Genomic DNA, 14,465 nt, shown 5'->3' with positions numbered 1-14,465 from the left:
TAACAGTAACAGCAGTTAACGATAATCCAGTTGCAGTTGATGATGTTTATACAGTTGCAGAAGACAATACGGTAACGCTAAATCCTCTGGCTTTAGATTCAGATGTTGACGGCGATACTTTAACAATTACGTCAATCAACGGAATCACTTTAACAGGTTCAGCTCAAACAAGTACAGTACCAAACGGAACAGTAAATATCTCAGCAACAGGCGTGATTACTTTCACACCGGATGCAAACTTTAATTCAGCAACAGCCATTAGTTTTCCTTATGTAATTAGTGATGGAAACGGCGGAACCGCTACGGCAAACCAGCTTATCACGGTTACTTCGGTTAATGATAATCCGGTTGCAGTTGATGATGTTTACACAGTTGCAGAAGACGGAAGTTTAATGCTAAATCCTCTGGCTTTAGATTCAGATGTTGACGGAGATACATTGACAATCACTTCAATCAACGGAACAACTTTAACAGGTTCTGCACAAACCATTACAGTACCAAACGGAACAGTGAATATCTCGGCAACGAGCGTGATTACTTTCACTCCGGATGCAAACTTTAATTCGGCAACAGCCATTAGTTTCCCTTATGTTATTAGTGATGGAAATGGTGGAACAGCTACGGCAAACCAACTTATCACGGTAACTTCGGTTAATGATAATCCGGTTGCAGTTGATGATACTTATACAGTTGCAGAAGACGGAAGTTTAACTCTAAATCCTCTGGCATTAGATTCAGATGTTGATGGAGATACATTAACAATTACGTCAATTAACGGAACAACTTTAACAGGTTTAGCGCAAACCATTACAGTACCAAACGGAACAGTAAATATATCTGCTACAGGCATGATTACTTTCACTCCGGCTGCGAACTTTCACTCGGCTACTGCGATTAGTTTTCCTTATGTAATCAGCGATGGAAATGGCGGAACAGCTACGGCAAACCAGCTTATCACGGTAACTTCGGTTAATGATAACCCGGTTGCAGTTGATGATGTTTATACAGTTGCAGAAGACAATACGGTAACGTTAAATCCTCTGGCTTTAGATTCGGATGTTGATGGAGATACTTTAACAATTACTTCTATTAACGGAACAACTCTAACAGGCTTGGCTCAAACTATTACAGTACCAAACGGAACGGTAAATATCTCGGCAACGGGCGTAATTACTTTTACACCTGATGCAAACTTTAATTCGGCTACAGCCATTAGTTTCCCTTATGTTATTAGTGATGGAAATGGCGGAACTGCTACAGCAAACCAGCTTATTACGGTAACTTCGGTTAATGATGCGCCAATTGCTAATAATGATACAAATGGTATCATTCCTTCAACAGCGGGAGCGACGGCAATCAATGCTTTAACTGCAACAGATATTGATGGAACAATTGCAAGTTTTACTGTTTTAAGCTTACCAACAAACGGAGTTCTGGCATTAGCAGGAGTTCCGGTAACTGTAAATCAGATTTTAACACCGGCTGAGGCAGCACTACTTACTTATGATCCAAGCGGAACATTTACAGGTAATGATACTTTTACTTTTACAGCAACAGACGATCTTGGTGCTGTAGCTTTACCAAGTGTAACAATCACAATTCCGGTTGGGAATAATGCACCAGTTGCTCAGGATGATACTAATGCAAGTATTCCTTCAAGAGCAGGAGCAACGCCTATCAATGCTTTAAAAGCCACAGATACTGACGGAACAATTGTAAGTTATACGGTTTTAAGCTTACCAACAAACGGAGTTCTGGCATTAGCAGGCGTTCCGGTAACTGTAAATCAGATTTTAACACCGGCTGAGGCAGCAATACTGACTTATGATCCAAGCGGAGCATTTACAGGTAATGATACCTTTACTTTTACAGCGACTGATAATAACGGAGCAATCGATGCAAGTCCTGCAGTAATAACAATTGTTATTGATAAAACAGTTCTTATTGCAGTTTCTGATCCTATAAACTCAGTTGTGGGAATTAATAAAACGGTAACGGTTACAAACATATTCAATAATGATACTTTAAATAATAGTCCATTAGATCCATCAGATGTTAATTTATATATACCAACTCCGGATCCAACAGGAATTTTAACTTTAAAACCTGACGGTACAGTGGAGTTAGCTCCAAATGCACCAGCTGGAAATTATTCATTGACATACGAAATTTGCGAAAAAGCAAATCCTTCTAATTGTAGTCCTGCTACAGTTACGGTTAAGGTTGTTTCGCCTACTATGACAGTAACAGCAAATAGTTATTGTTCTAATAATACACCATATGTGTCTTATAGTGTAACAGCAGATAATTTTACTCCAACAGATTTATTAACAATCAATTGGTTAGATAGTGCTAACAACATCGTAGCAACACAAAGCAATATGGCATTGAGCGGTAACGTATTGTGGCCGGGAGCAACTGTTGATGCTAATAATAACCCAACAGACTGGCCAGGATGGGTATTGGTAAACGGACAATGGACACAAGGAAATGATGGTTTTGAATTAACAAGACCTGCAGTTACAATGCAGTTTACATTAAACCCTACAAAATCAGTTGTTGTAAATTATCCTTCAGCAATATCGGGTTGTAATGCAATGCCAACTTTTGGAATTCAGGCTGGTAATGATGATGATGTAACGCTGGCTGACGGATTGAATGGTTCATTAGAAGTAATCAATGTTCTTGCTAATGATAAATTGAATAGTGTTCCTGTAAAACCTTCAGATGTTATTTTAAAAGGTCTGAATTTACCAACAGGAATTACCATTAATGCAGATGGTACGCTTGATGTAGCTCCGGGCACAAAAGGTGGAAGTTATACATTAACATATCAAATATGCGAAGTAGCAAATTCATCTAATTGCAGTACTGCAACAGTTAAGATTTTTGTTGAAGTTCCGGCAATTGCAATTGTAAAAACTGTTGTATTAAATGATACTAACGGTAACGGATATGCTGAAGCAGGGGAGACCTTAACTTATAATTTCACGATTACAAACAAAGGTAATGTTGATCTTGAAAACATATTAGTTGCTGATCCTTTACCTGGAATCGTGATGAGCGGAGGCCCAATTAGTTTAGGCGCCGGTCAAAGTGATAATTCTTCGATAACAGGAACTTATACTTTAACTCAGGCAGATGTAATTGCAGGAAGTGTAAGCAATCAGGCAACTGCATCAGGAATTACGAAGAGCGGAATCATTGTTATGGACAAATCAGATTCTAGTGATATCGACGGAGAAAAGCCAACTGTTATAACATTAAGTGGTTGTGTGATCAAAATCTTTAATGCTGTTTCTTCAAACGGAGATGACAAAAACGAAAGATTCTATGTTCAAGGTCTGGAATGCTACCCGGATAATACGGTACAGATCTACAACCGTTGGGGAGTTTTAGTGTTCGAAAGAGATCATTATAATAATAACGACATTGCTTTTAGAGGTATATCAGAAGGTCGTGTTACTATCAAAGACTCAGACGGATTACCTGAAGGAACTTACTACTATATCATTAAGTATAAAGATATGCAGTCTAATCCGCATCAGGAAGCAGGGTATTTATACCTTACTAAGTAACACTATACAAATTAGAATGGCTTAGTTACGGCTAAGCCATTATTTAAAAATAAAATAAATGAAAAAATTAGTTTTAGTTTTATTGTTTTGTTCCGTTGCAGGTTTTGCTCAGCAAGATGCGCAGTTTACACAATACATGTATAATACCATTAATATAAATCCTGCTTATGCCGGTTCAAGAGGCGTTATGAGTATTTTTGGATTGTATCGTACACAATGGGTTGGGTTAGACGGAGCACCAGAAACAAGTAGTTTTTCTGTAAATACGCCAGTTGGAAATAATGTTGGTCTTGGAGTTTCATTAGTAAATGATAAAATTGGTCCTACAAACGAAAACAACTTATCAGCTGATTTTTCGTATTCGATTCCAACATCAGCAACAGCCAAACTTTCTTTTGGTATAAAAGGATCAGCTAATATATTTAAACTGGATCCAACTAAATTAAGACCGGAGAATCAGGGAGATCCGCAATTTCAGGATTTCCAAAATAAATTCACACCCAATGTTGGAGCCGGAGTTTACTGGCATACTGATAAGGCTTATGTAGGTTTATCTGTTCCAAATTTTATTCAGACCAATCGTTACGACGACAATGATGTTGCCATATACAAAGACCGTATTAACTATTATTTTATAGCAGGTTACGTATTTGATCTGGATCGTTATGAAACCATAAAATTCAAACCGGCTTTATTAACCAAAATGGTCGAAGGTTCACCATTACAAGTCGATGCATCTGCGAATTTTATGTTCAATGATAAATTCGTAATTGGTGTTGCTTATAGATGGAGTGCATCTGTAAGTGCATTAGCAGGATTTCAGATAACGGATAGTTTATATATTGGTTATGCTTATGATCGCGAAACAACCAAACTGGTAAATTATAATTCAGGATCGCACGAAATATTCCTGCGTTTTGAATTCTTAAATAAATATGGCCGAATAACTTCACCAAGATTTTTCTAATTATGAAAATTAAAAATTTAATTTATACTGCTTTTTTGTCTTCTGTTTTTTTCAACGGAATGGCACAGAAAACAGTATTAAATAAAGCAGAGAAAGAATACAATCAATATGCTTATGTAGACGCTATTGCTATTTATGAGAAAGTAGCCGAAAGCGGGTATAAAGAGGAGAAAATGTTTCAGAGATTAGGAAACGCTTATTATTTTAATGCCGAGTTGACAAAAGCAGCAAAGTGGTACGATGCTTTATTTGCGTTCAACGATCAGCAGGAACCGGAATATTATTACAGATATTCCCAGGCACTTAAATCTGTTGGGGATTATGCGAAATCTGATAAGATGCTTGAGATTTTTAATGCTAAAGTTAAAACAGATTCAAGAGGTGTTTTATTTGAAAGTAATAAAAACTACCTGGAACAGATTAAATCAAATTCAGGCAGATTCGAAATAACAGATGCCGGAATTAATTCGAAACAATCAGATTACGGAAGTACGGTTTTTAATAATAAACTTGTTTTTGCTTCAGCAAGAGATACCGGAATTGCAGTCAAAAAAACATTCAAATGGACAAATAAATCTTTCACGAATTTGTTTGCTGCTGAACTAAAAGCTGACGGGAGTTTAGAAAATCCAATTCGATTTGAGAAAAAAATTAATTCTAAATTCAATGAGTCTACTCCGGTTTTTACAAAAGACGGAAAGACAATGTACTTTACAAGAAACAATTTTCTTCGTGGAAAAAAAGGAAAAGACAATAAGAGGATTACGTTATTAAAATTGTACAAAGCAGATCTTTTAAACGATAAATGGACAAATGTTACTGCCTTGCCTTTTAATAGTGACGAATACAGTATTGCGCATCCCGCTTTAAGCACAGACGAAAAGAAGTTGTATTTTGCCTCTGACATGCCGGGAAGTTTAGGACAATCTGACTTATTTAGTGTTACTATAAATGCAGACGGAACCTTTGGAAAACCTGAAAATCTTGGTACTGCAATTAATACCGAAGGAAGAGAAACTTTCCCTTTTATAGCTGCAGATAATGAACTTTATTTTGCCAGTGACGGTCGTCCGGGATTGGGAGGTCTGGATATTTTTGTAACGAAAATCAAGGAAGATTCTACTTTCGAACAAGTGCAGAATATTGGAGAACCGGTAAATACTAAGTTTGATGATTTTGCTTTTATAATCGACAGTAATACACGAAAAGGTTTTTTCTCATCGAATAAAGAAGGCGGAATAGGGAATGATGATATCTATAAATTCACAGAAACAAGAAGACTGAATTGTGAAAAAAAATTATCAGGAACCGTATTAGATTCTAAAACAAATGAAGTTTTAAGCGATGCAAAAGTTATGTTGCTTGACGACAAATTTCAGCAAATTTCAGAAACAGTTTCAGGTCAGGATGGTACTTATAATTTCGATGTAAAATGTAACCAAACATATTCTGTAAGAGCTGCAAAGAAAGATTATGAAACCAATGAAAATACAATTACAATTCAGCCATCAAATGATAAAGCAGAATTAAATGTAAAACTGGACAAGCAAATCGAGCAAATTGGTGTTGGAACAGATTTGGCTAAAACATTAAACATTCCGATTATTTATTTTGATTTAGATAAGTCGTTTATTACAGAAAGAGCTGCTTTTGAGTTAGAGAAAGTTTTAGCCGTGATGAAACAATATCCGAATATAAAAATAGATGTTCGTTCTCATACAGATAGCAGACAGACTGAAAAATACAATATGATTCTTTCTAATAAAAGAGCAAAATCAACAATTGAATGGTTGGTAAAAGAAGGAATTTCGGCAAATAGAATATCCGGAAAAGGATATGGAGAAAGCCAATTAAAAAATAATTGTTCTGATAATGTAGCTTGTACAGAAGAAGAACATCAGTTAAACAGAAGAAGTGAATTTGTAATTGTTTCAATGCAATAAATGGTATTCTGTTGTTATTAATTTTTTTTTCAAAATTGTTAATTTGAAAAGCTGCAAGTGAACCTTGCAGCTTTTTTTGCTATTTAATAAAGATGTCGCTCCGCCGGAGCTTTGATAGAACACACACATCTCATTTTCTATAAATATTACGCTCCGCTGGAGCTTTGATAACGCACACATTTGATTGGCTATAAATATTTGCTATAGATATTGCGCTCCGCTGGAGCTTTGATAGAACGCACACATCTCATTTGCTATAAATATTTGCTATAGATATTGCGCTCCGCTGGAGCTTTGGTAGAATGCACACATCTCATTTGCTATAAATATTTGCTATAGATATTGCGCTCCGCTGGAGCTTTGGTAGAATGCACACATTTGATTGACTATTTGTAAAGATGTCGCTCCGCTGGAGCTTTGATAGAACGCATACATCTCATTGGCTATAAATATTATGCTCCGCTGGAGCATTGATTAATACACACATCTCATTGACTACAAATATTTACGCTCCGCTGCAGCTTTGATAATATGACTTCCAGAGAATTTTTAAATCCCAGCGGGATGTCATATTTATAGCGGGATGACATAGAATTTAGACGTATAATAAATCCATTAAAAAATTAGCATTTTTATACAAATGAGAAAGCCGATTTCCCCCAAGAAATCGGCTTAATTAATTCATCCTTACGGAATAAAACCATATAAATTTAACGTAAAGCGAATCTTAATTTAAGTCCGTATGATACCAATCTGATATCATTTGCGAACGGAGAGTCAAGTACGCTATTGTTTTTTAGCACAACAGGCAATTCCGGAGTATATTCTACCAGAGGTTTGTTGTTGCTTTTGTCATAGATATTATTTAAACCATAGTCTAAATAAACTCCAATATAAATAGCACTTCTGTCTCCAATGCTTTGTTTTAAACCTGTTTCAAAAGTTGCTGAATAAGATACATCAGTATCAATATCCTGTTTGCTTGTTTTTACATTATTTGTGCTTGCAAAACCGGCAAATGCAGGAGAAAACAATTCGACATTATATTGCGGATAATAACCGCTGGTAGTCAAATTGTCCATTTTTGATTCGTAACTTCCGCTTGTAGCAAATCCTATTTTAGCACCGGCAGCAAGATATAATTTTGAGGTTCCCGGAGTTTCAAACTGAATACCAATTGGAATATTTACGTATCCTAATTTTTGCTCTTCTCTTAAATTTGTTGCTCTGTATCTAAATTGAAATGCTTCATCTTCGGCATCAACAGTATTATATTGTCCGCCAACAGCCAGAAATTTTACATCAGAATTATAGGTTTGATATTCAACCCCAATCCCGATACTCAATCCTTCATTTAAATAATAAGAATAACGAATTCCTGCATTTATTCCGTTTCCCGGCACGATATCTCCTGGTGTGTTATACTTTAGAAATGAAGAAGGTCCGCCAACAGAAATTGAGATTTCTTGTTTTTTGTCCTGAGCGTAACTATTTAGGCAAGATCCTAAAAGCAGAGTAAGCATTGGTAGTGATGCTATATAGTTTCGTATATATTTTTTCATCTTGATTTTTTTTTAAGTCAGTGCTGTCCGAAAACAGCACTGACAGATTTTATTTATTTACTATTACTTTTAGAGTTTTCTTGATATTTGCAGTTTCCAGAACTACAATATACATATTGCTCTCAGCATCAGGTAACTGAATTTCAGTTTTTACCGTAGAAGATTTCAAAGTTTTCACCAATTGACCAGAAACAGAATATAAGCTTATTTGCATATTTTCTAATTCTTCTTCAGGGAAGTCAGCTTCAACAGTAATCACTTTTCCTGTTTGAATAGGGTTAGGATACAACTTAGCAGATACTGGTTTTTGAATCGAAATTTTAGTACTGCAAGTGCTTAATACTTTTCCATCCTTAGTAGTCATTTTAACACTAAAGTCTGCAGATGTATCTAAGGTGTTAGACAAATCTTCTCCCGCTGAATAATACTGTCCTGTTCCTACCAATAAACCATTTTTAAACCATTGATATGCTACAAATTCATAACCGCCATTAGTTTTTGGATTGTTATTTACAAGCAATACATTATTGAATTTTTGAACTACGATATCATAGAATCCAAAAGGTTTTTCTACAGTTATAGTATAATTTGCCGTTGTGCTTCCGTCCTGAGAAGTAACACCTACATTTTGTGTATAAATTCCCGGTTTAGGAGGCGTGATCGTAAAATTAGCCGAAGGTGTAATAGTAGCATTAGTTTGATTTGTGATCGCAACATTTACGTTGTTCTCACCACATTGCATTACATATTTAATTTCCTTCGCTGGATTTGGATACGATTTAGTTCCAATTTTAATCTCTGTAACACTAACATCATTGTTTTTGATTACAAGAAGTTGCGAAACATCTGCTGCCGGTAAATAATTATCATTACCATCCTGATGAGCTACAATTAGTAATTCTCCTGATCTTAACAAACTAACTAAACCAGCTGCAGTAACACTAGCAGGAGGAAGGGCAGAAGTGTAAGTAAAAGAATAACGAATAGGTAATCCTGAATTTGCAGCCGCTTCTAAATTGAAGTTGTTAAGTAAACCAAGAGTTTTTGGAGCAATTGCTGCAAAAGTGATCAATTGTGGCGCTTTTTTAATAGTAAGCTGTGCAGTTAACGTAATTGGTGAACAATTAGGTGAACTTACTGCCGGAGATATGATTGCTGTAACCGTATAAACTCCTGCATTGATTGCACCATTACTAGTACTTGCTGCTGGTGTAATAGAATAAGCTACACTAGCTCCTGCAGGAAGATTAGCAACTTGTGCTGCATGAACAGCTCCGTTATAAGTAAATTCAGCATTGCTAAAAATTACCAGGTTTAAAGGAGAAGCTGTTACATTAATCGTTTGGTTTTGATTTGAAATATTACCATGTCCGTCATCATAACTCCAGGTAATTACATAACTACCCACAGCTGTATAATTTAAAGGATCAGATGTTGTAGCATTTATAATTCCCGCACAGTTGTCTGTTGCTGTAGGCACAGGAATCTGAGACGATGAAATAGAACAGTCACTATTAATAACCGGTAAATTCAAGACATCAGGAACTGGTGCGGTTACATCAGGAGTTGTTAAAATACTTACTGATTTTATAACGCTACATCCGTTAGCATCTGTAATTGTTACAGTATAATTTCCTTCAATCAATCCTGTTGCTGTTGCATCAGTACCGCCAGATGGCAGCCATTGATAGGTATATACTGCAGTTCCGCCAGTTGCGTTTACAGTTGCAGATCCGTCAGCGGCACCAACACAAGTTACATCTGTTTGTGTTATTGTTGCATCAAGTATTGTTGGCTCAGTGATGGTAACTGTTTCAGTTATTGAACAACCGTTATCATCTGTAATCGTTACGGTATACATTCCTGCAGTTAACCCTGTTGCAGTTGCAGCAGTACCGCCTGTAGGAGACCATGAATACGTGTAAACACCAGTTCCGCCTGTTACATTTACAGTTGCACTACCATTACTTCCTCCATTACAAGAAACACTTGTAGAAGTAGTAATAGCGGTAAGAGCATCCGGTTCTGTTAAAGTAAAACTTTGTGCTGCCTGACATGAATTAGCGTCAGTAATTGTTACTGTATATGTTCCAGCAGTTAATCCAGTTGCAGTTGCAGCTGTACCACCAGAAGGCGACCATGAATACGTATATGCTCCGGTTCCTCCTGTTACGTTTACAGTTGCAGATCCGTTTGTTCCGCCATTACAAGCTAAATTAGTTTGAGATGGACTAACCGCTAAAGCAGCCGGTTCTGTGATAGTAAAGTTCTTAACTATTGAACAACCATTACCTGCTGTTATAGTTACTGAATAGTTCCCCGCAGTAAGATTATTTGCTGTATCTGCAGTACCTCCAACAGGTGCCCATAAGTAAGTAAAAGGTCCTGCTGCTCCTGAAGGAACTACTGTAGCAGATCCTGTATTAGAACCATTACATAAAACATTAAGCTGAGATGTAGTAGCCACTAAAGTATTAGTTGTGGTTACTGTAAAGTTTTTTGTAAGTGTACAACCATTACCATCTGTAATTATAACACTAATGTTTCCGGCAGATAATCCTGTTACGGTTTGTGTTGTTTCACCATTAGACCATAAATAAGTATATGGTGAAGTTCCTCCAACCGGACCCACAGATGCCTGACCTGTAGTTGAGCATGTTGCGTTTATTAAAGTTGTAGTCGCAGTTAAGATTGGAGGCTGAGTAATAATAAAGTTTTGCATATAAGCACAGCCGTTGTTATCTGTAATAATACAATTATAACTTCCTGCTGTTAAACCAGTTGCTGTTGCAGCTGTACCTCCGGCAGGTGACCATAAATAAGTATATCCCGGTGTTCCTCCTGAAGCAACTACAGAAGCTGTTCCTGTTGCTCCACCATTACAAAGAACATTGGTTTGAGAAGATGTTACTGCTAAAGGAGCAGGTTGATTTATAGTAACATTTACTGTATAGGTACAAGTATTTGCATCTTGAACAGTCACCGTATAATTTCCGGCTGCTAACCCTGAAGCCGTAGCTCCCGTACCTCCTGATGGAGACCATGAATAAGTGTAAGGAAATGTTGCTCCCGTTGCTGTTACTGTTGCTACACCATTAGTACCCCCATTACAGGAAACATCTGTTTTTGCAACTGTTGCAGAGAATTGAATAGGTGTGCTAATCGTGATATTTTTAACTAATGTACATCCATTAGCATCTGTAATCGTACACGTATAGTTTCCTGCAGGTCTGCCTGTAACTGTTGATGTTGTACCTCCTAAAGGTGCCCATGCATACGTATATCCGGGTGTTCCTCCTGATACAGTAACACTTGCAGTACCATTTGATCCTCCAAAACAACTAACTCCCGTTGAGGCTGTAGTTGCAGAAAGAATTGCTGCTGGCTGTGTAATAGTAAATGATTGAGATGCCTGACATAAGTTACCATCTGTAACGGTTACTGTATAAGTTCCGGCAGCAAGTCCTGAAGCCGTAGCAGCAGTTCCTCCTGATGGTGCCCATGAGTACGTATAGGTACCAGTTCCGCCAGTTGCATTAACTGTAGCAGATCCGGTTGCTTCTCCACGACATCCTATATTTGTCATTGATACCGGTGATGCAACTAATGCTAATGCAGGTTGTGTAATAGTAACAGTTGCTGTTGTCTGGCATGTGTTAGCATCTGTAATAGTTACCGTATAAGTTCCTGCTGTTAGTCCTGTAGCCGTAGCTGCAGTTCCTCCAGATGGAGACCATGAATACGTATAAGTACCAGTTCCTCCTGTTGCTGTAACAGTTGCAGATCCTGTTGCAGCTCCATTACATAATATATTGTTTTGAGTAGTTGTTGCGGCCAATAGAGTTGGCTGTGTAATAGTAAATGCCTGTGATGTCTGACACAAATTAGCATCTGTAACAGTTACGGTATAAGTACCTTGAGAAAGGCCAGTTGCCGTAGCTGCAGTTCCGCCAGAAGGTGACCAGGAATAGGTATATCCGCCGGCTCCTCCGGTAGCGACAACAGTTGCAGTACCATTAGCTCCTCCGTTGCAGCTCACATTGTTAATTGTTCCTTGAGATGCAATTAAAACTGGTGGCTGTGTTATAGTAAAATTTTGTGTGATTGCACACGTATTCGCATCTGTAATAGTTACGCTATAGTTTCCTGCTGAAAGACCAGATATCGATGCAGTTGTTGCTCCGTTTGTCCAAAGATACGTATAAGATCCTGCACCTCCAGTTGGAGTAACACTTGCAGATCCGTTGGCACCGCCATTACAGCTTATATTAGTTTGCGATGCATTAGCATTGATAACTGTTGGTGTGCCCACAATAATATTGTTTACAGTTCTTGTACAAGCATTAGCATCAGTAATAGTTACGCTATAAGTTCCTGAAATTAATCCTGTTGCACTAGCTGTTGTAGCTCCGTTAGACCATAAATAAGTATATCCTGGTGTTCCTCCAGTAGGTGTAATAGTAGCTGTACCATTAGCGCCTCCAAAACAAGAAACTGCGGTTGTAGATGGAGTTCCGTTAAGAGTTGAAGCAGGTTGTCCTACAATAATATTGTTTATAGTTCTTGTACAAGCATTAGCATCTGTAATAGTTACACTGTAAGTCCCAGCTGTAAGTCCTGTGGCTGTTGCTGCAGTACCTCCTGATGGAGACCATGAATATGTATATCCGGGAGTACCTCCTGTAGGTACAATAGTGGCTGTACCATTAGATCCTCCAAAACAAGAAACTGCAGTTGTAGATGGAGTTCCGTTAAGAATTGAAGCAGGTTGTCCTACAACAATATTGTTTATAGTTCTTGAACAAGCATTAGCATCAGTAATAGTTACGCTATAAGTTCCTGAAATTAATCCTGTTGCACTAGCCGTTGTAGCTCCGTTAGACCATAAATAAGTATATGCCGGTGTTCCTCCAGAAGGTGCAATAGTAGCTGTACCATTAGATCCTCCAAAACAAGAAACTGCCGTTGTAGATGGAGTTCCATTAAGGCTAGCAGCAGGTTGTCCTACAATAATATTGTTTATAGTTCTTGTACAAGCATTAGCATCAGTAATAGTCACACTATATGTTCCTGCAACTAGTGTTGTTGCTGTAGCTGTAGTAGCTCCGTTAGACCATAAATAAGTATATCCGGGAGTACCTCCGAAAGCCGTAACAGTAGCTGTACCATTAGCTCCTCCAAAACAAGAAACTGCCGTTGTAGATGAAGTTCCGTTAAGAATTGAAGGCTGTACTATGGTATAGTTTCTCGTAATTTGTGTTAATTCATTATCAGTAACTGTTACTGATATTGGCCCAACACCAAGTCCGGATGCAGTAGCCGTTGTAGCTCCATTAGACCATAAATAAGTATATGGAGTTGTACCACCAATTGCATTGACAGTTGCTGTACCGTTAGATCCTCCATTACAGCTTACATTAGTTTGCGATGTAGATGAAGTACTTAAAGCTGCTCCTGTAGTAAGTGTTAGTTCAGCACCATAAGATGTACCAGCACTATTAGTTGCGTAGGCTCTGTAATAAATAAGTGATGCGGGAGTTAGTCCAGTTACAGTATTTGCAAATGATCCAGTCCCGGTGCCAATTTGAAATTTGTTGCTTAAAATAGTTGGGTTTGGTGTTGTTGCCCAAACAATACCTCTTTGTATAGTGGGATCACCACCATCTGCAGTTACATTTCCGCCAATTACAGCAGAAACTGATTTAACAGTTGTGGCTGTTGTTGTAGTAACAGTGGGAGCTACAGCTCCATTTGCGAATGTAAAATTATCAATAGCAAAATAATCGTAATTCGCACTTAATTGAATTTCAAGTTGATCGATTATAATGTTGGTATAATCCCCAGCACCATCAGTAGCAAAATTAGCATAGATAAAACCATTGCCCGGTAACGTATAACCAATATTAGCGCCTGTAGTATTTTTTACAACAGTAAATTGTGTAACACCTGCCAGTTTACCTTTAAAAGTAACAGATCCCGCAGCTCCATTGCTGGTAACTCCTGCATTTTGAGCAGAGTCACCTGTTAGGTAAATCCAAAAGTTACTGACTTTAAAACTTCCTGCAGCTGCAGTAATAGTACCAAATTGCCCTAAAGCTTCTGGTCCGGGTGAGTCTGAAACCTGAATAAACCGGTTTGAACCAGCATATCCCTGAGTTGCTCCGTTATATACTGTAAAAGTACCATAACTGCTGGTAAGATTAAATGTCTTGGTGCCATTTGTGAAATTTGCTACAGTAGTAGGAGCAGTTTCAAATGTTTCCAGTGTTGTTTGCGCAGTCATATGCTGCGTTGCAAAAAACAGAAAAATTAATAATAAGTAAAGTTTTTTCATAATGTTTTGATATTAGATTTATCATTTTGTATTCTTGTTATTTATTTTATAGTTATATCCCGAACTTCAATCATTAGATTT

At 37.5% G+C, this 14,465-nt stretch carries 5 protein-coding genes; 3 read left to right on the top strand and 2 right to left on the bottom strand.

Annotation, left to right across the window (positions count from 1 at the left end):
* The 3 genes from BXU01_RS21935 to BXU01_RS21925 all read left to right on the top strand — a co-directional run.
* On the top strand, positions 1 to 3,578 hold a 3,578-nt coding region (locus tag BXU01_RS21935), incomplete at its 5' end, for a gliding motility-associated C-terminal domain-containing protein (protein ID WP_123774146.1).
* A gap of 58 nt (positions 3,579 to 3,636) precedes the next feature.
* On the top strand, positions 3,637 to 4,545 hold the full coding sequence (locus tag BXU01_RS21930; RefSeq protein ID WP_083695619.1) for a type IX secretion system membrane protein PorP/SprF: 909 nt from the start codon (positions 3,637 to 3,639) through the stop codon (positions 4,543 to 4,545).
* 2 nt (positions 4,546 to 4,547) lie between these two features.
* The gene (locus BXU01_RS21925) at positions 4,548 to 6,488 is read left to right on the top strand and encodes an OmpA family protein (protein ID WP_083695617.1); all 1,941 of its coding nucleotides are present in this window, start codon (positions 4,548 to 4,550) and stop codon (positions 6,486 to 6,488) included.
* 710 nt (positions 6,489 to 7,198) lie between these two features.
* On the opposite strand, the gene BXU01_RS21920 is transcribed toward BXU01_RS21925, so the two are convergent.
* Together BXU01_RS21920 and BXU01_RS23530 are read right to left on the bottom strand one after the other, a co-directional pair.
* Positions 7,199 to 8,050, bottom strand: coding sequence for an outer membrane beta-barrel protein (locus BXU01_RS21920; RefSeq protein ID WP_083695614.1), 852 nt, complete (start codon positions 8,048 to 8,050; stop codon positions 7,199 to 7,201).
* A gap of 49 nt (positions 8,051 to 8,099) precedes the next feature.
* Positions 8,100 to 14,384, bottom strand: a complete 6,285-nt coding sequence (locus tag BXU01_RS23530) for a T9SS type A sorting domain-containing protein (RefSeq protein WP_123774144.1) — start codon at positions 14,382 to 14,384, stop codon at positions 8,100 to 8,102.
* Positions 14,385 to 14,465 lie beyond the last annotated feature (81 nt).

The sequence above is a fragment of the [Flexibacter] sp. ATCC 35103 genome (assembly GCF_001975985.1).
In the GTDB taxonomy this organism is placed as follows: domain Bacteria; phylum Bacteroidota; class Bacteroidia; order Flavobacteriales; family Flavobacteriaceae; genus Flavobacterium.
This window is presented reverse-complemented; position numbering and strand designations above follow the sequence as displayed.